This is a genomic window from Paenibacillus sp. FSL R5-0473 (assembly GCF_038004565.1).
Classification (GTDB): domain Bacteria; phylum Bacillota; class Bacilli; order Paenibacillales; family Paenibacillaceae; genus Paenibacillus; species Paenibacillus amylolyticus.
This window is the reverse complement of the sequence record NZ_JBBORL010000001.1, coordinates 13,467-39,165: the sequence shown is the minus strand read 5'-3', so window position 1 is coordinate 39,165 and position 25,699 is coordinate 13,467. Positions and strand designations below refer to the sequence as shown.

Annotated in this window: 23 protein-coding genes; 3 read left to right on the top strand and 20 right to left on the bottom strand. The window is 45.6% G+C overall.

The window, feature by feature from the left end:
- Positions 1–56 precede the first annotated feature (56 nt).
- The 12 genes from MKY28_RS00185 to MKY28_RS00130 all read right to left on the bottom strand — a co-directional run bounded on the left by MKY28_RS00185 (position 57) and on the right by MKY28_RS00130 (position 16,725).
- Positions 57–1,760, bottom strand: coding sequence for an ABC transporter substrate-binding protein (locus tag MKY28_RS00185; RefSeq protein WP_036606898.1), 1,704 nt, complete (start codon positions 1,758–1,760; stop codon positions 57–59).
- Between the two features lie 377 nt (positions 1,761–2,137).
- The gene (locus MKY28_RS00180) at positions 2,138–3,826 is read right to left on the bottom strand and encodes an ABC transporter substrate-binding protein (protein WP_100529848.1); all 1,689 of its coding nucleotides are present in this window, start codon (positions 3,824–3,826) and stop codon (positions 2,138–2,140) included.
- Between the two features lie 187 nt (positions 3,827–4,013).
- Positions 4,014–4,916 carry a carbohydrate ABC transporter permease gene (locus MKY28_RS00175; RefSeq protein ID WP_036606894.1) on the bottom strand — a complete coding sequence of 301 codons (903 nt, stop codon included), beginning with the start codon at positions 4,914–4,916 and terminating at the stop codon, positions 4,014–4,016.
- A 15-nt stretch (positions 4,917–4,931) separates the two neighbouring features.
- Positions 4,932–5,915: an ABC transporter permease gene (locus MKY28_RS00170; protein WP_036606891.1), complete on the bottom strand. Its 984-nt coding sequence runs from the start codon at positions 5,913–5,915 to the stop codon at positions 4,932–4,934.
- A gap of 278 nt (positions 5,916–6,193) precedes the next feature.
- Positions 6,194–9,103 carry a glycoside hydrolase family 2 protein gene (locus MKY28_RS00165; RefSeq protein WP_340028337.1) on the bottom strand — a complete coding sequence of 970 codons (2,910 nt, stop codon included), beginning with the start codon at positions 9,101–9,103 and terminating at the stop codon, positions 6,194–6,196.
- Between the two features lie 175 nt (positions 9,104–9,278).
- Positions 9,279–10,877, bottom strand: a complete 1,599-nt coding sequence (locus tag MKY28_RS00160; protein ID WP_340028336.1) for a response regulator transcription factor — start codon at positions 10,875–10,877, stop codon at positions 9,279–9,281.
- Entirely contained in the window at positions 10,870–12,660 is a 1,791-nt protein-coding gene (locus MKY28_RS00155; protein ID WP_036668069.1) for a sensor histidine kinase, read from the bottom strand. The genes MKY28_RS00160 and MKY28_RS00155 overlap by 8 nt, the downstream gene beginning before the upstream one ends.
- 328 nt (positions 12,661–12,988) lie before the next feature.
- Positions 12,989–13,411, bottom strand: a complete 423-nt coding sequence (locus MKY28_RS00150; protein ID WP_340028335.1) for an OsmC family protein — start codon at positions 13,409–13,411, stop codon at positions 12,989–12,991.
- 275 nt (positions 13,412–13,686) lie between these two features.
- Positions 13,687–14,433 (bottom strand): amino acid ABC transporter ATP-binding protein, encoded by a 747-nt coding sequence (locus MKY28_RS00145; protein WP_340028334.1) that lies wholly within the window; start codon positions 14,431–14,433, stop codon positions 13,687–13,689.
- A gap of 16 nt (positions 14,434–14,449) precedes the next feature.
- A complete protein-coding gene (locus MKY28_RS00140) occupies positions 14,450–15,094 on the bottom strand; it encodes an amino acid ABC transporter permease (protein ID WP_017692207.1) in 645 nt (214 codons plus the stop codon).
- A 32-nt stretch (positions 15,095–15,126) separates the two neighbouring features.
- The gene (locus MKY28_RS00135; RefSeq protein WP_340028333.1) at positions 15,127–15,978 is read right to left on the bottom strand and encodes a substrate-binding periplasmic protein; all 852 of its coding nucleotides are present in this window, start codon (positions 15,976–15,978) and stop codon (positions 15,127–15,129) included.
- 114 nt (positions 15,979–16,092) lie between these two features.
- Entirely contained in the window at positions 16,093–16,725 is a 633-nt protein-coding gene (locus MKY28_RS00130) for a TetR/AcrR family transcriptional regulator (protein WP_124118149.1), read from the bottom strand.
- Positions 16,726–16,939: 214 nt separating this feature from the next.
- On the opposite strand from MKY28_RS00130, the gene MKY28_RS00125 reads away from it, so the two are divergent.
- A complete protein-coding gene (locus MKY28_RS00125; RefSeq protein WP_445670876.1) occupies positions 16,940–17,749 on the top strand; it encodes an undecaprenyl-diphosphate phosphatase in 810 nt (269 codons plus the stop codon).
- A gap of 265 nt (positions 17,750–18,014) precedes the next feature.
- Here MKY28_RS00125 and MKY28_RS00120 read toward each other — a convergent pair whose 3' ends face one another.
- The 6 genes from MKY28_RS00120 to MKY28_RS00095 form a co-directional block, all read right to left on the bottom strand.
- Complete coding sequence (locus MKY28_RS00120; RefSeq protein WP_124118151.1) at positions 18,015–18,197, bottom strand: hypothetical protein; 183 nt, start codon at positions 18,195–18,197, stop codon at positions 18,015–18,017.
- 224 nt (positions 18,198–18,421) lie between these two features.
- A complete protein-coding gene (locus MKY28_RS00115; RefSeq protein WP_047841605.1) occupies positions 18,422–18,748 on the bottom strand; it encodes a thioredoxin family protein in 327 nt (108 codons plus the stop codon).
- A gap of 85 nt (positions 18,749–18,833) precedes the next feature.
- Positions 18,834–19,742, bottom strand: a complete 909-nt coding sequence (locus MKY28_RS00110) for an aldo/keto reductase (RefSeq protein WP_340028332.1) — start codon at positions 19,740–19,742, stop codon at positions 18,834–18,836.
- Positions 19,743–19,922: 180 nt separating this feature from the next.
- Complete coding sequence (locus MKY28_RS00105) at positions 19,923–20,093, bottom strand: hypothetical protein (RefSeq protein ID WP_339191346.1); 171 nt, start codon at positions 20,091–20,093, stop codon at positions 19,923–19,925.
- A 215-nt stretch (positions 20,094–20,308) separates the two neighbouring features.
- Positions 20,309–21,052 carry a 2,3-diphosphoglycerate-dependent phosphoglycerate mutase gene (gene gpmA / locus MKY28_RS00100; RefSeq protein WP_047841607.1) on the bottom strand — a complete coding sequence of 248 codons (744 nt, stop codon included), beginning with the start codon at positions 21,050–21,052 and terminating at the stop codon, positions 20,309–20,311.
- Positions 21,053–21,125: 73 nt separating this feature from the next.
- The gene (locus MKY28_RS00095; protein ID WP_074096493.1) at positions 21,126–21,698 is read right to left on the bottom strand and encodes a DUF420 domain-containing protein; all 573 of its coding nucleotides are present in this window, start codon (positions 21,696–21,698) and stop codon (positions 21,126–21,128) included.
- Positions 21,699–22,073: 375 nt separating this feature from the next.
- Here MKY28_RS00095 and MKY28_RS00090 point away from each other — a divergent pair, with 375 nt between their 5' ends.
- Together MKY28_RS00090 and MKY28_RS00085 are read left to right on the top strand one after the other, a co-directional pair.
- The gene (locus MKY28_RS00090) at positions 22,074–23,264 is read left to right on the top strand and encodes a cation:proton antiporter (protein WP_076319678.1); all 1,191 of its coding nucleotides are present in this window, start codon (positions 22,074–22,076) and stop codon (positions 23,262–23,264) included.
- A gap of 199 nt (positions 23,265–23,463) precedes the next feature.
- Positions 23,464–24,117, top strand: coding sequence for a transcriptional regulator (locus MKY28_RS00085; protein WP_076319680.1), 654 nt, complete (start codon positions 23,464–23,466; stop codon positions 24,115–24,117).
- A gap of 519 nt (positions 24,118–24,636) precedes the next feature.
- On the opposite strand, the gene MKY28_RS00080 is transcribed toward MKY28_RS00085, so the two are convergent.
- Positions 24,637–25,122: a DedA family protein gene (locus tag MKY28_RS00080; protein WP_036606861.1), complete on the bottom strand. Its 486-nt coding sequence runs from the start codon at positions 25,120–25,122 to the stop codon at positions 24,637–24,639.
- Positions 25,123–25,135: 13 nt separating this feature from the next.
- Positions 25,136–25,681 carry a CDP-diacylglycerol--serine O-phosphatidyltransferase gene (gene pssA, locus MKY28_RS00075; protein WP_036606859.1) on the bottom strand — a complete coding sequence of 182 codons (546 nt, stop codon included), beginning with the start codon at positions 25,679–25,681 and terminating at the stop codon, positions 25,136–25,138.
- Positions 25,682–25,699 lie beyond the last annotated feature (18 nt).

Sequence of the window (25,699 nt, the reverse complement as noted above, 5' to 3'; positions counted from 1 at the left end):
TCTCAAGGGCTTTTTTTGCTATGAAAATCAATAGCTTTCATGCTTGGTTTTCAAGCTTATTTCACATCTTTTCCAGTCCAGAGAGCTACACGTTCTTTGATCCAAACCGTGTATTGTTTCTCCATCTCCACTGCACCCGCTTTATCGAGTTCAGCCAGAAGACTATCATATACGCTGTCGAAGTTCTCAGGTTTGGCAAGGATCGCCTCTGGAATACGTTTACGTACGATATCCTGTGTTTTCTGGAACGTTACGTTGTAATCCGTGTCAGATGGTACAGGCATGTTGTATGCTGCGCCCCAATCTTTCAGCTTCAGATCATCGTCGGAAGGATAGAAATCTTTCCATGTTGTAATACCATAGGCTTTCAACGTTTCCTTCTCAGCGGCAGTGTAACCAGCTTGAATCTGTTCAGGGAAGTTCGTTGTATAGTAGTTATCCGTGGCATCTTTCACACCATCACCATATCTGGCGCTAAATATGTTATACATACCTACGCCTGATTCTTTGGTAAAAGCAGAGTTATCATTGGTTTTGCGATCTTGTACGTCAGCCGGAATGATGCGTTTCCCATTCTCGACTTGGTAATGTTGGCCTTCAACGCCCCAGTTTCTCAGGACCTGACCTTCATCGGAAGCAAGCCAATCCATGAATTTGATAATACGTACCGGATCTTTGGCCGAAGTTGTGATTCCGATACCATAACCGTCAAATCCCGTCGGTTGGAACGTATGATCCACAATATCCTTGTTCAGGGATACGGAGAAGTGGGCATATGTTTTGTCTCCACCGTTAGATGATTTCAAAGCATTCTCCGCCTCACCATAGTTCCACTCTTGGTCAATTAGACCAAGTACACGGCCACTGGCAATTTTGGATTTGTATTGGTCATCCTTTTGAACAAATGTATCTTTATCAAGCAGACCCTCATTGTACATTTTGTTCAACCAACGGAAATATTCTTTTTCTTCAGGACGTTTGTAGTGTAGAACGGCTTCATACGTCTCAGGGTTGATATAATACTCACCGTCATCCGGTCCACCCGTAGCTTGGAATGCAGGGTTCGTTACCGTAATCATAATTTTCCAGTCATCTGCATTCAATGTTAACGGAATCGTCGGTTGACCATCAATCGTTGGATGTTTTTCATAATACGTTCTCAATACGTTCTCGTAGTCCTCAAGCGTTTTTACTTCAGGGTAGCCAAGCTCTTTCAATACTCTTTGTTGAATTTCGAATCCGCCCCTAGCGTCAAACTCAACGTTATCTACACCCATATTCGTCGGGATCGTGTAAATGGCTTGATCTTCCAGACTGTATTTCAGACGGTTCATCTGATCACCATAGATTTTTTTCAAGTTGGGAGCATGCTCCTCAATTAGATCGGTCAGGTCCAGCATCGCGCCTGCATCCACAAGCTTAGACAAATTGCCTTTAGGATAGATAATATCAGGGTAATCACCACTGGCAGCCATCAAAGGAATCTTTTGGTCACCACCATTATTCACATCATACTCAGCTTCAATTGTAACTCCCGTTGCCTTAGTAATTTCTTGACCGACAGCATCCTTCATGTTATTCCAGTTCGGACTCGCGTCTGCACCAAAGAATGTAAAGGTCACTGGACTGGTTGTATCTCCGGAATCAACCGGTTTCTCTGAAGCGTTAGTTCCTCCTCCACTGCCGCTGCATCCTGCTGTAATTGCAAGAGCACTGGCTAACAGAAGCATTGCGAATGTTTTTGGTGTTTTGCCCTTCATGTGTAATCCCCCTTATGGATATTAATGAAGCTGTATATTTGTATAACAGGCTGACCTGCACATACCGTGACCAGATGAAACAAATGTAATTTTCTTGTTTTTATAACATTAGAAGCGTTTTCTGAAAAATAAACAAATGTTCTTCTCTTGCTTTACTTCCTCTTCATTCTGCAAATGTTTACTTTGAGATTCAGGTGTATGGCACGTGTTGTACAAGTGAATGTAAGTGCTTTCATACTTGAATAATAATCGCTCCTATATCCCTTGTCAATAGTGAATTTATAAAATTGAAAACGTTTTTTAGAAAACGTTTTAGATAAAAAAATAACCCAGAATATCTGGGTTATTTTTCGTTTTAGATCTGAATTGCTAATCGTTTATTTAGCTTCTTCACCGCTCCACAATTGAACACGGTTTTGAACGAGTTCTGTGTATTGTTTCTCCATATCCTCTGCGCCTGCTTGGTTCACTTCTGTAATCATGCCGTCATAGATCGCATCGAACTGTTCAGGAGTACTCAGAATGGCTTCCGGGATACGCTTCCGGATGATATCCTGTGTTTTCTTGAAGATGACGTTGTAGTTGGAGTCACCTGGTGTTGGCAGATTGTATGCTGCTCCCCATGGTTTGATTGGGAACTCGTCTTCACTCGGGAACAGATCTTTCCACGTCGTAGCACCGTAAGCTTTGAGTGTTTCTTTCTCTGCATCGGAATATGCTGCCACGATCTGTTCAGGGAAATTCGTAGTGTAGTAGTTATCCGTTGAATCCTTCACACCGTCTCCATAGTGACCAGACATATTGGTGTACAGACCAATACCCGTTTCTTTCTGGAATACGGCTGCATTATTGGTTTTCTGATCCAGAATGTCGGCAGGAATGACACGTTTGCCGTCCTGCACTTCATACTGTTTGCCCTCAATCCCCCAGTTCATCAGCACTTGCCCTTCTTCAGAAGCCAGGTAATCGAAGAATTTGATCGTACGAACCGGGTCAGGATTCGATGTTGTAATCCCTACACCCCAACCGGATACAAAACCAGGGTCTTGGTAGGCATGATCCTTGATATCCTCGGACAGGGTTACTGGAAAGTGTGAATACGTTGCTTCAGTCTTACCAGCGGATTTCAATGCATTTTCTGCATCGGAGTAACCCCAATCCTGGTCAATGACACCAAGAACACGTCCACTTGCAATTTTGGATTTGTATTGGTCTGTTTTCTGGATAAAGCTGTCCTGGTCCAGTAATCCAGAGTTGTACATATGGTTCAACCAGCGGAAGTATTCTTTTTCCTCTGGACGTTTGTAATGCAGACTTGCTTCATACGTCTCTGGATCGATGTAGTATTCACCATCATCCGGTGCACCTGTTGCCTGGAAGGCCGGGTTCGTTACGGTAATCATGATTCTCCAATCATCCGCGTCCAGTGTTAACGGGATCGTTGGCTGACCATCAATCGTTGGGTGTTTCTCTTTGTACGCCTTCAGTACATTCTCGTAATCCTCAAGTGTGCGCACTTCCGGGTATCCGAGTTCTTTCAGTACACGATGCTGAACGCCAAATCCACCACCTGCATCAAAGTACTTCTGGTCTACCGCATAATACGTTGGCAGCACATAAATAGCCTGATCTTCATTACTGTACTTCAACCGGTCCATGTAATTACCATACAGCTTCTTCAGATTGGGAGCATATTGGTCGATCAGATCTGTCAGATCGAGCATTGCTCCGGCATCCACCAGTTTGCTGAGTTCTCCTTTGGGGGAGACAATATCCGGATAGTCTCCGCTCGCCGCCATTAAGGATATTTTATCTTGACCACCACTAACGGCAAATTCACCGTTAAGGGTTATCCCTGTTTTTTCCGTAAGGACTTTACCTACTTCATCCTTCATGCCATTCCAGTTCGGACTGGGGTCAACGCTGAAGAAATCAAAAGTAAGTGGAGTTGTCTCTGCGCTTGTATCCTTGAACGACGTATCACTGCCGCTTCCTCCACCGCAACCTGCGAGTAAAGACATTGCAAGCACTGGTGCCAGTGCAATCTTCATTTTGGAACTTGCCATAATGGTAATCCTCCCTGTTTCATATGTCTGTCTTATCCGGGACTTTTTTGTCCCTGTCTATAGCTTCATGAATACCACACCGCAGCCCTATACGGTGAAGCGCAGACCACATGGCTGCGCTTCGGATATCCTGATGCTTCATTTGTAGATGTACGGCCGCTCTATGTGGCAGCCTGTACCCACTTGTTTAACCTTTTACTGCGCCCAGTGTCATACCACCAACAAAGTACTTCTGAAGGAACGGATATACAATGAGAATTGGAACCGTTACAACGATCGTAATCGCCATTTTGATCGATTCCGGTGAAATCTGTGTCATTTGCTGCGCCATATCATTGGCATTTCGTCCAGCACCTGAGCCCTGCTGTGTACTTTGCAATACTTTCATCAGCTCATATTGGAGCGTGGTCAAATGTGCCTTTGAACCATTATACAGGTACGTATCGAACCACGCATTCCATTGACCTACAGCCAGGAACAATGCGATGGTAGCAAGCACTGGTTTACACAGTGGCAAGATGATTCTGTAATAGATTGTAAAGTCATTCGCTCCGTCCAGCTTCGCGGATTCCTGCAATGAGTATGGCAGGCCATCAATGAATGAACGGATAATGAACACGTTAAATGCACTGATCATGCCAGGCAATACATATACCCAGAATGTACCGATCAGGTTCAAGTCACGCATCAGAATGTACACCGGAATCAGACCACCGGAGAAATACATCGTGAGCGCGAGCGTTGTGGAAACAAATTTTCTAAGTCCAAAATCAGGTCTGCTCAGTGTAAAGGCGATCATGGATGAACTGATCAATCCGAGCACGGTACCTACAAGTGTACGCAGAATGGAGATCTGCAAACCTTGTAACAATCCATCATATTGGAAAATCGTTTTGTAGTTCTGTAATGTGAATTCGCGAGGCCACAAGTAAATTCCGCCACGTACTGTATCTGTCGAGTTATTGAGTGAGATGGCTAGTACGTTAAGGAATGGATAAAGTGTTACAACCAGCACCATGGTCATCGCGAGGATGTTGAATATATCGAACAGTTTATCGCCCCGAGTAGCATTGAATGCTTTGTTCGCCATAATGTCGTCCCCTCCCTACATGATGCTTTCTTTTGTGAATTTTTTGAACAAGCCGTTCGCAGTAAACAGAAGGATGATACTGACAACGGAGTTGAATATACCTATGGCTGTACCATATGAGAATCGTCCCATATTCAAACCATAATTGAGCGCATATAGATCAAGTACTTCCGAGTAGTCTGTGACCAGACTGTTGCCAAGCAAGAACTGCTTCTCGAAACCGATACTGATCAGATGTCCAATTGACATGATGAAAAGTACAGAAATCGTGGTCCGTATGCCAGGCAGCGTAATATGCCACATCTGTCTCCAGCGGTTGGCTCCATCTACACGGGAAGCTTCATACAACTCATTGTCGATACCTGTAATCGCCGCCAGATAGATGATGGCATTCCAACCGGTTTCCTTCCACATATCTGAAGCGGTTACAATGTACCAGAACAAGTTCCCCTTGGCCATGAATTGGATCGGCTGATCGATAATGTTCAGTCCTACCAATAGATCATTGATAATCCCTCCATCGGTGGAGAGCATCTTCGTAATGATCCCGGCTACAACAACCCAGGATACAAAGTGAGGCAGATATGATACCGTTTGCACGGCACGTTTGAAGAACATGCCTCTCATTTCATTCAGGAGAATAGCGAAGAATATCGGTACGATAAAACCGACAACCAGTCCCATCAAGCTCATTGCAAGCGTATTTCGAAGTACCAGATAGAATCGATCATCACTGAACAGTTCTACAAAGTGTTTAAAACCAACCCACTCTTGATCACCAAACGATCTGGCAGGTTTATAATTTTGGAAAGCCATCGTCCATCCCCATAGTGGCAGATAGTTAAATACGAAAACCCAAGCTACGAATGGCAATGACATGAGATAGAGATATTTCTGCTGTTTCATTCTGTCCCAAATTCCGTTCCGCCGATTCTTTAAAGGCGGTTTGGGGTCACTGCTTCTGTTCGCGGAAGCGGATTTTTTTGTTAGCGTTTCCATCTCCGTTCCCCCTCCTCTGTTTTATAAAATAATCATACTCGATAGAGCGTTTTCAAAATACCATCTGGATTTTAGAGAAAATCATATAAAAATTAGATATAGACATATATAATCAGACATTAATTCGTTAAAATCAGTGATAAATTATACTTTTAAATGATATAAAAGTAATATTAAGGTAAAATACTTTTGAAAGTGGTAATTATCGAAAACGTTTTATAGTAATCGTTTACTTCAATTACATGGCATACAAAAAGGACCCTTTCGGGTCCCTTTGATTACAATGTAAACTGAATGGTTTGCAGTTTAACGATGCCGAGTAATTGCGCTACGGATATGGAGGTTGCTGGACGGAATTGATCTCCATTCAGATACGCAAGCATCTCCTGAAATAAGTAGGCGGCTTCCGAACGCTTCATTACAGCCAGATTGGCAAACGGAAGTGAGGAGATCAAAATCTTGCCCTTCCCTACTTTTGCCTCAAAGGCATAAGCAAGTCGTTTGGCCCGATGGAAATGGTCCACCACTTCGATCAGCGGCTCCACCCCGGGCAACGTATCCAAACATATCGCTGGTGTACCGTTCACCAAGTGATACCAATGCCAGTCCGAAGCCCCATCATGCGGGAAGGAGCCTAGTAGTGCTAGCTGTTCTCTCAAATACATGCCCATCGTTGCACCAGGCTGTGTAGCAAACATCAGGTAATTCCAGAATACAGGCAGATACTTGGTCTCCACTGAATCATATAACCCTTCTGCGGTTGGCTGCAGCCAAACACTCCCCCCGTTGACCACATAATCAACGACATTGGGTGTTAACGACTGAACGATAACCAAGTCAATCTCCCGATTTTTCAACAACTGGAATCCATCGATGCGATCTACGCAATCATCATGCGCTTCACCCAATAATGGCTTCAACTCTGCCACGGTATTCCAGAACCGATTTGAACTAGGATGAGACTGATAAAAAGGAAACGACCAGCCATGCCATACATTCGCTACAGTTCTTTCCGAATCGCCTGATATCAGCTCCGCTTCAATCCGAAAAGATGCTGCCCCTTCATGAGGAGCGGTAGCGACGATGCTTCCCAGTGACATGACAGACCCACATTGGATATCTCCGGTCTTCCATGCCCCTTCAGTAAGCATCACATCATCGCTTATTAACCTCCACTGAATGACCGCGTCCTCAAGCGGCTCCTTACCGTAGTGAGAGATGCGTACATCGACATGAATGGGTTCTCCGGCGTAAAATGTACGCTCCTTGCAGCTTAACAACAGCACCACATCTGCGTTGAAACACATGAATTCTTCTGGTGTTGTAATGCCTTTGTCATCCCAAAATACATCCAGAATGCCCGTCGTAGCATGTCCCTGCCCTGGAAAATCACGAATGTCCAGAAGCTGTACGCCCGCAGCGTCGGGTGTTCGCCGAATTCGCTCCATAGCTTCTTTTAAGGAACGTACCAGATGGGTACCACTGACCTGTTGAAAATGCTCCAGGTCCCCCATCATACCTTTGTTTGTCAACGATTCTTCGATCGGTCGTAACCAGCTAGGACGCAATACGCCAGTATACTTCGCTCGCTCTTGGGGCCGCACATACATGGTGTACTGTGCATGTTCGTGCCCAATGACGGGATGCTCCGCGAGCCGAGTGACTGCATGATAGTCCAGCGTGGTATCCGGCACAGCAGAATATGCGGATTCCAACGGGGGATGCCAGTTCAACGACTGAATATAATAATCACCTTCCCGCCCTTGCGTCGGAAGCTGTCCAAAACCTGTATTGTCCGTATATAACCGGGTCGGGTCCATATCCTTTGCCCTTGAGACCAATGCATTGAGTTCAGGGTGGCCATTCGGACCAATGAGTTCATTCCCCATGGAGAACATGACGAATGAAGGATGTCTATGCAGCGACTGAAGCAACCCGTCCAGTTCTTGTGTCAGATAGGACAATACTTCAGCTGGCGCAGACTGATCCGATTGCTCAAAGAAACGAGACCAATGGGGAAGTTCTGCCTGCACCAGCATGCCTGCTTCATCAGCAGCATCCCAGAAAGGCTCCGGCGCGCTCCACCCATGCAGTCGGACATGATTGAAGCCATACGATCTGGCGATTCGAAATTGCTGAAGATAATGCTCCTTGTCCCAGACGGGATAACCCGTCAGTGGAAAGATACAGCAATCGACGTATCCACGCAAATATACTGGTGTCCCATTCAACTCAAGCTGCTTCCCGTTTGTTGCAAAGGAGCGTACACCAAATGATTGCTCCAGCCGATCCAGTTCCTGTTCACCGTCATAGAGACGGATCACCGCCTTGTATAATTCAGGGGATTCATCCGACCATCTTGCGATAGACTTCTCTGTTCCAAGTTCCAATCGCCACTGATCTATTACAGCGTTGCTTTCAGTTACACCTGCTGAGCTTATCTCCACATGTGATGGATCACTCAGATTCACATTACAACTATATCGATCAAGCCATGTGCCATCCGGATGCTGGATATCCACATGTAATTGCATCGATCTAGCAGAATCATCTGCGGGAGCGCTTACAGTACAATCAACCAGAATGGTTCCGTTCTCAGCATCTGGTTGAATACGTAACGTCTGTAGTCGGCATGGGGGCAGACTGTCCAGATAAACACCACCCGTGATTCCACCCCAGGCTGTGGCCGTATGCAATGAATGAATATGGCTACCCGCCAGCGGAAGTTTCATCGTATTATCCACGCGAATCTCTATCCGATTCACTTCCCCCTGCTTCACCAGAGAGGTAACATCCCACTTCTGTAGACTCACCAGACTATCCTGCTGCCCTGCATATTGTCCATTGATCCAGAGATGCGTTGTCCAGCGGACCCCTTCCAACCTGAATACATACTGGCAGCCAGAATCATCTGATGGAACATGAATATCCTGAGCATACCAGGCTGAGCCTTCATACTCACGTACCTTGGTCCAAGTATCGATTCGTTCGTATTCAGGCTCATCTCCGTACCCTTGCTCTTCCCATGAACCGGGAATTTGAATGGTCTCCCATGATGTATTTTCACACTGTGATGGCGGTAATATCTCTTGTTCAACGAGTATATCGGACTCCAGATCCAAACAAAACTGCCATGTTCCATTTAAGTTCAATGTATGACGCACAGCGCCTATATCAGACAAATTCATATCGTATAGCCATCCCTTCATCTGGATACTTGTAAATCCAGTCTAAAATGTGAAGCATTCGGTGACCATTGCTTATCATGGGAAGTGCATGGACAATATGATGAATCTGGAAACTTCTCAGGAATACCGAAAACGTTTTACACAATAGGTAGGGGCAAAGCCCAGCACTCCGTACTTATTCCTCGTTTATATCCGTAGCCGTTCCTTTAATTGATGATTGGGTTCTGGCCTGTTTGTAAGCGGATGGGGATTCCCCTACATATTTCTTGAACTTACCGTGGAAGTAGTCCACATTAGCATATCCCACTCTCGCCGCGACCTGATGGACCTTCAGTCCTTCGTCCAGCAATTCCTTGGCCTTTTCCATACGAACCTTGTCCAGAAATGCATTGAAATATTCTCCAGTATGATTCTTGAACAACTTACCCAAGTAACTGCTGTTATAGTTAAACACTTCTGCCAGCACTTCGAGTTTGAGATTTTCGCCAGGGTTACGCTGGATAAATTCAATCATCTGTTTCAATACAGTATCCTTGCTTCCCCCACCCATACGTTGAATAAGTCGATTAAAATGTTCCGCTGCTATAACTTTGAGATCAGACATCGTAAATTGATGATAGACTTCATTAATCAGAACCGAATGTTCCTGCATAATGGAGTGCATATGTTGATTCGTCGCTGCAAGTTTGTTGAACGCCAGGGAAAATACCTGTGAGAACGCCGTCTTAATCGCTTGCTCTGTTCGGTGATATGGAACCAAGCGCTCTTCCATCTCACCCAGTACCCGCATGACTGACTCACTACTGCGGATGTCTAACGCATAATACAGCTTGTCCGCGAGTTCGTCCTCAACTGGCTCATGTGTTCCGTCCACAGCTTCAACTCCTGGCTTAACAACCTCTTCGCCTTCGCTACCTTCAGTCCACAGCATGATACGTTTCTCCGTGAACAAAAAGCGTTCACCGAGTATACGATTCGCCTGCGTGTATGACCGGGCAATTTCAGAAGTGGAATGTACGGGTTCACCTGCAGCACCATACATATGAACCTCCCATTCTCCAAGAAGTCCTTCCAGCTCATCATACAGATTTCTTGCAGATGACTCGGATGTGATTATTTCCTTACTTAACAGCCCCAGACCAGAATGGAACGAGAATACAATGCCTCGGTCTTTATGGTCAAATGCTTCAATCAGTTTGCGTTTCATAACACTTCCCCGTTGCAGGTCGGGGGTTACATGCATCTCAAGCAGCACAATCTGATAGTGAGGCCAGTGCAGCCCCAGGCTATCTTCTTCCGTGCTACCCGCACCCTCCAGACTGTCAAAGAGCAAAGCCTCGATCTGATGCTCCCTAAAGACGGTATCTTCACCAGCATGACGTGCCATTGTCTCCCGTTCACGGGTCAGGATTGTAGCAATACGCTCCAGTTCACCAATAATCTCTTCTTCATCCACCGGTTTGAGCAGATAACCATCCACACCAAAACTGATGGCTTTTTTGGCATAATCAAAATCTGCGTAACCACTTAATATCAAAAAGTGCGAATCCGGATGATTCCGGCGCACTTCTTCAATCACATCCAGCCCGGTCATACCGGGCATGCGAATATCAATAATCGTCAGATCAGGCTCCAATTCCTCAAACCGGGAGATGGCCTCACGCCCGCTGGCAGCTGTAGCGATAACCTGGAATCCGTATTTTTCCCACTCGATAATGGTTGTCAGTCCCTCACGTATGCTCGGTTCGTCATCCACCAAAAACACTTTATACATGTTGGTCCCCTCCTGCTGGCAAAGTGAAAGAAACCTCTGTTCCTTCCCCATATACACTCGTAATCTGTAACCCATATGGCTCCCCGTACGTCAAGGTTAAGCGTTGATGTACATTACGCATGCCGATCCGACTCTTCTCCTGTTCCTCCGGTCCACAGATAAACTGCATCACCTCAGCCAGTCGTTCTGGCGTTATGCCTGCACCATTGTCATCCACACGGATCTGCAAAATGTTCTCTACTAAACGAATACTTATATGAACACGGACTGTGCCCTCTTTGTTCTCCAGACCATGGACAATCGCATTCTCAACCAAAGGTTGAATAATTAGAGGCGGAATGTACATCTTCTCCACCTCAGGATCGATATGGATCTGGAATGCAAGGCGGTCGCCGTAACGAAATTTCTGAATTTCCAAATAGGAACGTACCATTTCAAGTTCAGCCCGGAAGGTTGTTTTTCCACTGCCAATCTCCAGACTCTTGCGCATTAGCTTGCCCAACAGCCTGACGATGTTGGCAATCTCTGCTTCTCCCTTGATATGCGCTTTCATCCGAATGGACTCCAGTGCATTAAACAAGAAATGAGGATTGATCTGGCTCGCCATCATTTTCAATTTAATCTCTTTTTGGGCGATTTCCAATTGATTGTTCTGTTCGGTCGCTTCTACCACCTGCGTCATGAGTTCATTGATACTTTTCACCATATAGTTGAACTGTCGTGACAGTTGCCCAATCTCATCGTTTCCATCAATCCGTGAAGTCACGTTCAGGTCTCCTAATGCCAGCTTGTTGAGGTGTTTACTCAGCCGGAGCAATCGATTCGAAGTGAGGAACGAGATGATATATACGAATAGTAGGGCGATCACCAGCACAAGGATAATGAAAATCATGCCGATCAAGCTGACGGTGTTAGCGTCTTTGACGATATTTTTGGTGGCAAAAACCGAAATCACCTTCAGGCTGTTCATACTCGATCCAGGGCCCAACTCATCAATAACAATATTAGATGGTTCCCCTCGGAAATCCCCCTCTATGGTGCCTTTCGCCTGATTCTGCAGATCAACGCCAAAATCAAGCTCATCCAGCGTTTTACCCACCAGCTCGGTATTCTTGGCCGCAACCACATACCCCTGCTCGTCCGTAATCATCGTCTCAAACTGTTCCTGACGCAACAATCCATTCAGCTCATCCTGATTGATCACAATCATCAACACGCCCTCGGTCCGATACTCGGCAAAAGGTACTTTGCGCACCAGGCTGAGCTTGTGTACAGGATTATCTTCCTTGTCCGGAATGTAGAACCACCCGATGCTGGTTGTTTTCAGTGCCTGTTGGTACCAGTAGCTCTCTTCCGTCTGCTTGTCTACCGGGATGAATTCGAGGTTGTTGATCAATGTTGGGTTAGTCGAGTAAAAACGAATGCCGGCTATCTCACGGTACAAACGCCTGTACTCCTGAAAGTCTTTGTATGCAAGATACGCTGAGGTTAACTCCACAACGCTCTTGTACCGTTTATTTACGATCTCCTTAAGATCCGCATTAAACATTAAAAGATTGGATATATCGGTTGGTACACGAAGCATGGTTGCCGTCTGGCTCTTGATCTTGTCCACATTGATGATCGTCTGTCCTATCGCATTGTCCAGGGCTTGCTGGCGAAAATAACTGGTCACAGCAAGACCAACAATCAGGACCGGAATCATGACAACCAGTACATAGGAAATGAGCAATTTATGCTTTAATTTGAGATTATTAGTGGTTCGTATCAATCTTTTCAACATGTCTGCACCTTCCGTCATCTGTATAAGCGCTTACATACAAACAGCAGGATCAGGATGTTCTGTCCTCAGAATTAATCATACCACATAACCGCCAGAATTCGGATTGTCATTGCAATGGGTAATATATTTCCAGGCTACAAGCTAGGCTACCTCTAGTAGAAGAGGCCGCCATTAACATGGCGACTGGGCTTACCGAATTATTTTCTACTGACAGAAGTTTAGTGACTCCTAGATGGGCGAAATCCCTGTTGAAGTGTTGGAAAAGCCAAAAAAGGCACTCCCACGATTGGAAGTGCCTTCTCAGTATCAGAGATTTACTCATATGTTATTAAGGACGAGGTGTACTTACCCCATTGAGGATCAGTTTAGGATGAATATCGGCGTTTAGCGAAGCGGAGACTGCACAATATTTTTCTTCAGCCATCTGGATGGCTTTCCAGATGCGATAATCCGGGATATCGCCATCGACTTTGAAGATCAGATCAATGGATGTGAACCCTTTAGGCATCTCTTCACTGCGTGTACCTTGCGCTTCAATCTCAATTGACTCAATTTTGTCCAGAAAAGCGTCCAGAATCATCGTAATATCGATTCCCATACAGCCGCCGAGACCCGCCAGTAACAATTCCATCGGGGTAGCTCCCTTGCTGTCACCACCATAAGTAGCAGTGGCATCCATGCCAACGGCGTAGCCAGAGGGTCCTTCGGAAGTAAACGCGCGTTTGCCTTTCCATACGGTTGTTACATTCATGATGTTATCCTTCTTTCTCACAATAGTTTAAGTTCAAGCGAAAAAGGTTTGCACTTGCCAATCCGATGACAGAATAACCTTCCGATCGCTGTTATCCCCAGATTTTTTTGATTCCCTTCTTCAAGGGAATATCAGGGGATAAAGGCGCACGCTCCGCTTCTTCAGGTTTCTTCTGTCCTCTCCGTTCTTGTGCAAAAGTTTAGTTGAACTGATATCGTCACGACCTTAAATACCCGCTCCGGGTTCGTTCGTTCTTCCGATCGCTGTTATCTTTATCAAAATTCAGTAATTTGTTGCAAGAAACGACGGGTGCGTTCTTGCGTTGGATGTTCAAAAAAGGCCTGTGGACTTGCCTCTTCTACAATCGATCCATCCGCCATAAAGACGATTTTGTTCGCCACATTACGGGCAAACTTCAATTCATGCGTCACAACCAGCATCGTCATGCCTTCCTCTGCCAACTCCTTCATGACGGAAAGTACCTCTCCGACCAGTTCAGGATCAAGAGCTGAAGTTGGCTCATCAAACAGCATCACTTCCGGCTCCATTGCAAGTGCACGTGCAATGGCGACCCGCTGCTGTTGTCCACCCGATAATCGGGATGGATACGCATCCTGCTTGTCTGACAAGCCAACCCGATCCAGAAGAATTCGGCCGCGTTCAGCCGCTTCGTCACGCTTGATTTTTTTTACCGTCACGAGACCTTCCATCACATTACCCAGCACTGTCTTGTGCGGATACAGATTGAATTGCTGGAATACCATGCCGGTCTGGCGACGAATCTCCAGTACCCGGGCACGTTGGACTCGCAGCGGATCTGCGCTGTTGACCACAATGCCGTTCACTTCGATCTGTCCTCCGGACAACTCTTCGAGTCCATTCAGACAGCGCAGCAAGGTACTTTTGCCTGAACCACTTGGGCCGAGCAATACAACAATATCTTTGGCATCGACATGAAGATCGATGTTCGTAAGTACTTCATTTTGCTGAAAACGTTTGGTAAGTCCAGTTGTTGTAATCATCGGTTCTCTCCTCCCATCAGTAAGCCCGGGCCAACCGGCGCTCCACTTGTTCCAGAATGGCCGAGAAGCCGATACTCATGATCCAGTAGATCACACCAATCGCCAGATAAAATGGCATGTTCAATGCATATTGTGATACCAGCAGTTGTGCTGAACGCAACAACTCGGTAACACCAATCGCCGCCACAAGTGATGTTTCCTTCAACATGCCAATAAAGGTGTTCCCCATCGGCGGAATCGCAATGCGCACAGCCTGCGGGAAGATAATCCGTCTCATCGCTTGAGCCGGGGTCATTCCCGTTGCATATGCAGCTTCCGTCTGTCCTTTAGGCACAGCCTGAATGGCTCCACGGAACGTCTCCGATAGAAACGCACCTGCATTCAGACTCAGTCCCAGACACGCTGCGGTGAGCGATCCCAAGGTCACTCCATAATCGACCAATCCGTAATAAATAACGAATAATTGCACCAGCAGCGGGGTTCCCCGCATGATGGATACATAAAACCTTGCGATCAACCTAAGCCACATCGGTCCCTTCAGACGAGCAATCGCAACAAGCACCCCGATGATGAACGCAAAAAACATGGAGATCACAGTTACATACAGCGTATAATAAGCCCCCTTCAGAAAGAAGGGGATATTCTCAAATACCAGTTCCATGGGTCAAATCTTCCCTTCGCCTTGCAGGTTCATTATTGCGCAGGCTCTTCACCAAACCATTTTTTGAAAATGGTATTGTACGTGCCATCATCTTTCATGCCTTTGAGAGCATCATTCAATGCTGCTACAAGTTCCGGATTGTCTTTGCGAACAGCAATACCTGCCTGGTCACTCTTAATAGCTTCACCTACAGCTTTGATATTCAATCCGTTGGCATCCACAATCGGTTTCAGTGCATACATATTGTTGATTGTTGCGTCAATCCGTCCAGCATTCAGATCTTTGAGTGAAGAGATGACATCGTCATAGGTTTTGATCGTGAAGTCTCCCACTTTTGGCAACACTTCATTACGCAGATATGATTCATCATTTGTACCCAGACCTACGCCAATCGTCTTACCTTTGAAGTCTTCCAGCTTGGTAATATCGTTATTGTCTTCTTTTACAATAATTTTAACTTGGTTCGTAATATACGGATCACTGAAATCCAGTACTTTCTTACGATCATCGGTAATCGTCATCTGGCTGATAATGGCATCGAGCTTCTTCGCTTGCAGACTTGGTGTCAAACCGGAGAACTCTTGGGATACAAATTCAACCTCTACACCCAGACGCTTCGCAACTTCACGTGCGATATCGGCATCATAGCCGTCCATTTCTTTCTTATCGTTCAGGAAGTTGTACGGTGCGTATGTGCCCATCATGCCCACTTTGATAACGCCAGCAGACTTGATTTGCTCCAGTTCATTACTTGCCTGTGCACCATTTGTACTTCCATTGTCTGCTGCTTTACTTCCACAAGCACTAAGTACCAGCACGGTCATCAGCAGAATTGCTGTCAAAGACCAGCCTTTACGAGTTTTCGATCCATATGTTTTGTTCATTACGTTAACTTCCTCTCAGTCGTGTATTAATCTGGATGTACATTGGGTTACTTTATTGTGACTAAACCGCAGTTGTACCCATTATTCCCTGCTATTTGTTTAATCATGTGAATCTTATGTGCCCAATAGTCCGTAAAACTCAAAGCTTGCTGCTTCAGCTGCCAACGATGAAGCTGTCATGGCTGAGAACTTGCTGTGCAACTCATCGGAACCGAACAACCAGCGTGATATCATTCCTTCAATCATGCTTACCAATAACGCTGCTCGGAGCGGTACATCCATGCCCTTAGGCAACATGCCGAGTTCGATGGCACGTTCCATATTGTGACGAAACGCCGTTTCCACAGCATTACGTGTCTCCTCAACCAGGCGTTGTACGGATTCTTCCGTCACGATGCCTTTGAGTAACAGTTCCATAAAATAACGATTCTGCGCGGCAAACAAAAACAAGTCAGTGAACAGCCTTTCCGATGCTTTCACCATATCTTCTACCGACCCGGCATCCTTGCGGTACCCTTGTCCGATCGCCTCAAGCAACTCCTCCTTGCCCGTTAAGACAATCTCCGAAGCAATGGCTTCTTTACTCTTGAAGTGCCAGTAGAACGTCCCTTGCGCCACACCAGCCTCACGGACGATATCGGAAATTTTCGTCTGATGGTAGCCTTGGGTTGCAAAACGCTCCATCGCTATGCGTATTATTTGGTCCCGGCGTTCTTCACCGGGTTCCAAACCGTTAATTTTGGTCATTCATGTAACCCTCCCGATTGATCAGTCAGTCAGTTAATTTATATCCTATGGGATAACTAGGTTTTTGTCAATATAGTTTTAAACAAATGGTTACAAGCATAAGTTGAAGTTGAGTGCATTTGTGATCATAATAGGTGATAGCCTTGTTCAAATGAACAGGCATGGTCAAGCAGGACAGCCTGTGCTGTCACCTGCATTTCAAGGAGGAAGAGAATTGGACATTATATCATCCATTATTATGGGCATCATCGAAGGTTTGACTGAGTTTTTGCCCGTGTCCTCTACTGGACACATGATTCTGACTGCCCACTTGCTGGGTTTATCGGAGGACAACGAGTCAGTCAAAACGTTTGAGGTGGTTGTTCAACTCGGAGCTGTACTTGCTGTTGTTGTACTGTACTGGAACAAATTCATTGATATGTTCCGCTTCACCGGAGGGAGCAGACCTTACTCTCGCCGCCTCAATCTGGGACATATCTTCCTGGCGATGGTTCCTGCCGTAGTCATCGGACTTGTATTCCGCGACTGGATCAAAGCACATTTGTTTGGTCCGGAAACAGTGCTGTACAGCCTCGTTATAGGTGGTATATTGATGATCGTAGCCGAACGCTGGAGTCGGAATAGTGGGCGGATTACTACCCATGATGTCGATGATATTTCCTACAAACAGGCATTCGCGGTGGGTATATTTCAGATCTTGGCATTGTGGCCAGGCTTCTCTCGTTCCGGGTCAACGATCTCAGGCGGTCTCTTTGCAGGGGTAAGCCGTGTAGCCGCTGCGGAGTTCACATTCCTCGTGTCTGTGCCAATTATGATTGGTGCTACGGGATATGACCTGTACAAAAGTATCGATCACCTGAACGGCAGTGATTTCCCGATCTTTGCGATTGGATTCATCGCTGCTTTCATCGTCGCCATGCTTGCGATCAAGACGTTCCTCTCCATTTTGAAAAAATTGAGCCTGACCGTCTTTGCTGTATATCGCTTTGTCTTGGCAGCCGTGTTCTTTATTATTTTGATGTAATCATTACAATTCAAGTAATTAGACAGGCAAAATCAATGGCGGCCTCACGTTCCCTTGGGAAGCGAGGCCGCCATATTTTATATTGCTATACTTCCGTTACTTCATGTTTCTGTTGCTGCTTCAGAGACAGGAATTTCTGTAATTAGAAGAAGTTTGACTCTTCATTACTTCCTTCTTTGCTGGGTTGGTTCACTTGTGATGCCAACTAGGTTTACTATGTATCATGGACAACCATATTTATGTTCACTTCTGAGAAGAAGCCTGTCTAATACCACTCTTTTACTTGAAAGTTCCGGTGTTTCTTTCGATTCTTCAATCTCTCACGCAGATTATATCTATTCTCCTTTTGTTCCTGCAGCAGTTGTTTCACTCCAATCATCAACAATCGGTATCTTCGGTCATCATTGTGACTTAATTGGTGCATTTCTTCAAAAATTTCATTCTTCATACGGATCTTGTTCACTCCAAATATTCAGTTTGTTCTCACAGTATACATGGGAGCACTGAACAAATTCTAAACAAGCGTTGTTTCTCAACTTCAGTTATTCAAATGCACATTTGAATGCACATCATGCGTGCTGGGATGAAGCAGAAAAACCCCTTCCTGTCGCAGGACAAGAAGAGGTCTCCTTAGCTAAATTAATTAGTCAAACTGCTGATGCCTTTGTACACTTAAACTTTGGATTCAAGCGTCTCCAGATACTCGGAGATTTGAGCAGGTGTTTTAGCCCATTTGCTATGCAGATGTGCGACTTTCTTGCCGTTCTGGAAGACGAGCAGGCTTGGAATGCCGCGTACACCATTCTCTTCAGCAAACGGCTGGAACTTTTCTGCATCCAGCGCATAGAAGGTTTTGTCCGTATGTTGGTCGATAACATCCCCGATAAAACGATCCAGGTTTTTGCAATCCGGACACCAGGTTGTATCAAATTTAATGACGGTAAAACCATCAGAGTTAATTGTATCCAAATATTGCTGTTCACTTTGAATTCTTTCCATATGTCTTCTCTCCCTTATATGTTCCTTTTTTGGCTGATCTTCATTGTACCTCGTATAGTTACAATTGAAAATAGGCTTAATGGAGTTAACGATGCTGCTTGTACAGATTAGCGGGACTGAGTTCTCGTATTTCCTGAGTTTCCGCAGCGGTGAGTGCAGGCGAATTCGAAGCAGCAATATTGTGCAGCAACTGCTCTCTTGAACTGGCACCAGGGACAACAGTTGCTACGGCAGGATGGGATAACGCGTAGCGGATAGCTGTCTGAGCCATACTGCGTTGGTCTGTAACAAGACGACTTAGCCCTTGCCGAATGGTATATAGTTGCTCTGGCGTATAGTCCAGATAACCTTTGTCTGCCTTGGCAGATCCGGAATCAGCAAGCACACCGCTAGCTACGGGCCCGCGGGCAATTACGCTGATCCCCTTTTGTTCCAATAAAGGCAGCACTTCTTCTTCCGCTCTGCGGTCAGCAATGCTGTACTGGTTCATCACACTGACGATGGATGCCCTCTTTACATACTCCCGAATCACATTGGGACGAATGGAGGAAATTCCGTAATATCGGATAAGTCCTTCCTTCTTCAGTTCCTCAAACGCTTCGATCGTCTCTTCGATGGGGTCGTCCAAGGTCCCGCCATGTAGCTGATACAGATCGATGTAATCGGTCTGCAGACGCTTCAGACTTTCATGTACAGCCTGCTTAATGTAGGCTTTGGACGGGTCCCATGACCAGCCCTCTTTGCCAGGCAGACGACGATTACCTACTTTGGTCGCCACAATGACTTGGTCCCGACGCCCTTTAATAGCTTGTCCTACAATCTCTTCATTACGCCCTTCGTCATACAGATCGGCTGTATCCAACAGATTGACCCCATGATCCAGAGCCTCATGAACCAGGCCCACAGCGTGCTCCATTTCAGTTCCAAGTGACATACATCCCAGCCCAATCTCAGACACCATCAGTTCGGATGTACCCAGACGATTTTTCTTCATATGTGCATCTCCCTCCATACGTTCTGCAAGTATCCATTGTATCATTCTTACTGGCAAAAATCGCATGCCTCACCGAAACATAAGGTAGTTTTCAACTGCACAAAAAAACCTGGAACGACTTCATCTCCAGGTTTATCATGATCATCATTTAAATTCAATCGATAAACGAACTATCGCAATCTATTTCACTTCCACACGTGGTCTGGTTTTACTTGTTACATTGGACGAATTGGAGTTTTTCATCATACCCGAGACAGTGCTAAACAGCTTATCTCTTGCTTGTTTGTTCCTCATCAGATAAGTCACACCTGCGCCGATAGCCGTCATGATAATTCCTCTTCTTTTAGACATGTGCTTCTCCTCCTTCAGGATAAATGTACATCGTGTCTTGTTTGACAATTACCCTGTGGGAGCAAAACGAAACGAAGTACAGGCTTGATCGCAGAAAAAAAGATGACCTCCGAATTCAATTCAGCGGTCATCTTTCAATCCTCCTGTTGAAACATCAACCGAACGAAATAAATCATACAAGCTTTCGTACAATCAAGACATACGTCCATGTCCAATTAATCAGATGGCGTTGCCACATGGGTCATTTCTTCATGTTTGTAGGTCGAACCATCGGCGGTCAGATAAAAGTGTCCGATGGGATGCAGATCTTCATCCAATTCGTAGACAAGCGGAATGCCCGTTGGGATATTGAGCGCCATCACGTCTGCTTCGGACAATTGGTCCAGATGCATGACGAGTGAACGGAGCGTGTTCCCATGCGCAGAGATCAGCACTCTTTTGCCAGCAGACACCATCGGTTTAATCTCCGCATTCCAGTACTCCAGTACACGCTTCGAGGTATCCATTAGGTTCTCCGTAAAAGGGATGGTGCATCCGAGCCGCTTATACTTGTCCAGATCCTGCACATATCGGTCATCGGTTTCGTCCAGTGCCGGGGGAGATACGCTAACGGAGCGTCTCCATTCCTTTACTTGGTCTTCCCCATACTTCAGAGCAGTCTGCTGTTTGTTCAGTCCTTGCAGTGCACCATAGTGGCGTTCATTCAGCTTCCAGGTCTTCGTAATGGGAATCCACATGAGGTCCATCTCATCCAGCGCAATATCGAGTGTTCGGATAGAACGTTTCAGCACGGATGCATAGGCGTAATCAAAATCAAATCCCTGTTCCTTCATGATCTTACCTGCTTTACGTGCTTCTGCGTAACCATCCGTCGTCAGATCCACATCTGTCCATCCGGTAAAACGATTCTCTACATTCCACATGCTCTGTCCATGGCGAATCAAAACAACTCTGTACATAAATGTGAACCCTCCTTCCATGGAAACATTACCCGCAAGTCAAACTAATTAGCACAGTGAAACGTTCATCACATTAATAATATGGTGCCATCATCAGGTATACCACGACACCTGTAGAACTGACGTACAGCCAGATTGGCATCGTCCAACGTGCAATTTTGCGGTGTTTCTTCAATTGATTCGTCCAACCCCACACAAGTGTGAACAACGCCAATGGAACAATCAGGGCCGCCAGTATACTATGGGTAATCAGAATGAAGAAATAGATCGAACGAATGATGCCCTCGCCGCCGTATTTGGACGTCTCTGGTGAGAGGTAATGAAACGTCAGATAGGTCACGAGGAATAACAGTGTCGTTGAGAATGCAGCAAGAATAAATCGTTTGTGCAGCTTCACATTCCGCTTGATAATCGCAATAAGCGCTGCGAGCAGGAAGATGAAGGTAAAGCTGTTAAACACGGCATTAAACCGCGGCAACACCGTAATATCAAAGGTTACATCACCTTTGTAACCAATCGACGGTGCGAAGAACAATAATAAAATAATGACATTAGCGAGAATGGAAATCGTGATAATGATGCCTGCGAAATTTTTATTACTCGTCGGGGACTGAATGTTCGGCTCCCCTTTGTTATTTTTGCCCAATGCAAAATCCTCCTCATATCCTAACTTCTATGTTCTATATCATTATATCTCGCCAATTCCGGGCTGTTAAGTGACAACACTCTGAACAAAAACCGCTTCACTCCCCTATAAAATGCCCCTTTGCGGCTATTTTCACTCAAATCCAATCCGGCTCCCATTTACCGAATCCTTCATTTGTGGTATAATTAACGCAATTAATCACATACGCGTTGAAACTGGAGGAGCCTGTCACCAAGGGCCCCTCTTTGTCTTTTTCAGGCACAGAACGGCACTCTGTTAATGCCGTTCTGTGCCTTTTTGTCTGTTTGAAGCGGAGGATGGATCGCCCTTGGGTTGGTTACCCTATATACGCTACTACTGGAGGGAAGAACACCTATGGAATTTATTTTGGTTCTTGCACTTATTTTAATCTTTACCAAACTCGCTGGTGATCTATCCGTAAGATTGGGTCAGCCATCCGTTTTGGGGAAACTGATTGTCGGTGTCATCCTCGGACCTGCAATTCTCGGTTGGGTTCAGCAAAGTGATTTCGTGCATTATATGGCTGAGATCGGGGTATTGCTGTTAATGTTCATTGCCGGACTGGAAACCGATCTGGAGCAGTTAAAGAAAAACTGGAAGGCGGCCTTTGCCGTAGCAGTCGGCGGTATTATTTTGCCTTTTATCGGAGGATACGGTTCGGCCGTAGCCTTTGGTATGTCACAGACACATGCGCTGTTCTTTGGACTACTGTTCTGTGCAACGTCAGTGAGTATCTCAGTGCAAACGTTGAAGGATATGAATCAACTGAGTTCACGGGAGGGTACCACCATTCTGGGTGCAGCCGTTGTGGATGATGTGCTCGTTGTGGTTCTGCTCGCCGTGATGATGAGCTTGCTCGGCACAGGTGCAGGGGATGTCTCTATTGGATTGTTGATTGGTAAGAAACTTCTGTTCTTTGTCATCATCTTTGCAGCAGGCTGGTGGCTTGTGCCACGGGTCATGAAATGGATGGCCCCACTGCGGGTCACGGAAACCGTGATTACGACAGGACTCATTATCTGTTTCCTCTTCTCATATTTTGCAGAGTGGATGGGTGTTGCTGGAATCATAGGTGCATTTGCCGCTGGTATCGCCATCTCCCAAACCAAATTCAAACATGAGGTTGAAACTAAAATCGAGCCGATTGCTTACGGAATATTTGTCCCGGTTTTCTTTGTCAGTATCGGCTTAAATGTCACCTTTGATGGTGTGGGTTCACAGATTTGGTTTATTGTTGTTATAAGCCTCATCGCCATTGTTACCAAACTTATCGGTGGTGGAGCTGGTGCCCGGCTGACCGGGTTCGACCGTTCCTCTTCTATTGCTATTGGTGCAGGCATGATCTCCAGAGGGGAAGTTGCTCTAATTATTGCTTCGACCGGACTTGCTTCGGGCTTGCTTGATTCAGAGTATTTTACCAGCGTTGTGATCATGGTTATTGTGACTACACTGGTTACTCCGCCACTCCTCAAAATCACCTTTGCACGTAAAAAAGGGGAGCAGCGGGTTGAAAAAGGAATTGAAGACTCTCATTTGAACGGGTGAGGTATTGAAATCATTCCATATTTAAAGCTATACTTGATCTAGAAATGTAACAAATCGGTCGTGAAGCACACGCCGCTTTGATCCATTCTCCCCTTCAACGCGAAGGTTGGAAATGGTCAGAGCGGCTTTTTGTATTTTGACATGACGACCTGAAGCCTGTTCACGTTCGTTTATTTTATTTTTAGAGGAGATGAAGACGATGAGCATTGATTTTGAGGAGGCTTACGAAGTTTGGATGCACTCCCTTCTGGAGAAGGAAACGAACCCCAGAGTGCTGTCCAGACTAGAAAATGGACTTGAACATGGCACATTTGAATTTTTGCGTTCAGTCTGGTTTCCGGTGATGAAAAACTTTAATCATTTGCAACCGGAATGGGAGGTACGGGACTTTCATAACGGCTATCGGTATCTGGATCTTGCATATATGCCAGGTAACGGCGTTAAAGGAGGTATTGAAATCCAAGGATACGGGCCACATGCCCGTGATCTGGATGTACGGCGTTTTAAAGATTTATGCTGGCGGCATTGTCTGCTAACGCTTGATGATTGGATTTTTCTGCCGATCGCGTATCTCTCCATTAAAGACGAACCAAAACGGTGCCAACAGCTTGTGCTCTCTTTTATGGGAAAATTCATTGCTACGGACGTTCCCACATCCTTAAATTGGCTAGAAGCCGAGACTGTTCGTTATGCCAGACGCATCATCCGTCCATTTGCCCCCTCGGAACTAGCAACACACCTGCGAATCACGGATCAACATGCTCGAAGAGTTCTTCACAGCTTGATCGATCAACAAGTATTACATGTCGCTAGTGGCGCTCAACGATATCGAACGTATATCTTACGAACATGAGACACTCTATTTCGCCGATATCGTACATATCCATTTTTTAACGAACTCAGGACACCTTATTGTGATGATATGGAGTAAATCAGGGCACTTTTTCGGGCTTTTTCGAGAAATAAGATTGCTGGGATTCGTTAGAATTCCAACATGCCTCTTATCTCGATAATAAGCTCACCTGAGTTCGTTAGAATTTTAGAAATGACTCCGAAACTTTTGGAGTTACTACTATTAAACCTAATTGCGAACCACTTTAGCTACTGGAGTGTCAGATACTTGCGTCACTAACGAGTTACATGGAGAGTTACATCGAGAGTTACATGGAGATTTAAACGGAGGAATAGCTCTGAGCTTGAGTTTACTTTAAATAGCTTGCGGGCTAGCCTACAACTCCAAGAATAAATTACTTGTAGTCGATTAAATCACTTAAAATGAGGTCCCCGACCATATATAGAAAAACAAAAAAAGACCACCTTACACTCAAGAGGTCTTCGATCTTTTCCTGTTGTTACAACAGGCTGTCCCATTTTAAGTTAACACGCCAACATAAAAACCAATCGAGATAAAGACAACACACCAGACGAATGCACCAATGCCCGATACAACTACGTACCTGCCAATTGCCATCTTGCTAATTCCGGAGAAACAACACATCAGATGACGAATGCCTGGAATGAAGTAACCCAGGATGATGGACCAATACCCATATTTGAGGAACCACGACTCCACCCTGCTGAATCGTTTGGCATTAACGCCAACCCACTTGCCGTATTTTTCAACCAGCGGCCTGCCCGCTTTTTTGCCAATCATGTAGCTAAGCAGCCCCCCGGTAAATGCGCCACCAAAACTGACGGCGATGGATACGGAGTAATTCAATACCGAGATGGAGGCGAGATAACCGACAAAAGTCATCATCACCTCATCCGGAATCGGCATGCCAATAACGCCGAGAGCCAGTAGTCCGTATATTGCGAAATAACCATATTGACCAATAAATTCTTTTGCAAATTCCATACTGACTCGCTCCTTATTTCGGTTCCACAATATCCTTCTCATGTGAGGCTAACACTTGTTTTAGAGACGGGAATCGGATTTGGCTCACCATGAGACCGGATAATACAATAATGACAAGATAGGCTACACCATGTGTGAAATAAGGACTCCAGAGTGCGAAAAAGGACATCAGACCTCCCGCAAATGTAATCGGCATTCCGACAAAACCACTGCTTGCTGTCTTCTGACAGTTATAACGGGCCAGACGCAAAGCACCGCAAATCGGAAACAATGCAGTCAGTGCCATCCCCAGCACACTCACTTCAATCATGGAATTCAGGTACAGAATCAGCACGGGTGCTGTTCCGAATGAAACTACATCCGCAAGCGAGTCCAAGGACTTGCCGAACTCACCCTCACAATGCAATTTACGAGCCGCATACCCGTCAAACAGATCAAAGAACATCGCTACCCATATCATCATCACAGCCAGGGCAAATTCACCATGAATAGCCATAATGACTGCCAGCATGCCTGAACTCAGATTCCCCAAGGTTAAAATCGATGGTAAAGACTTCATAATATTTGACTCCCTTTC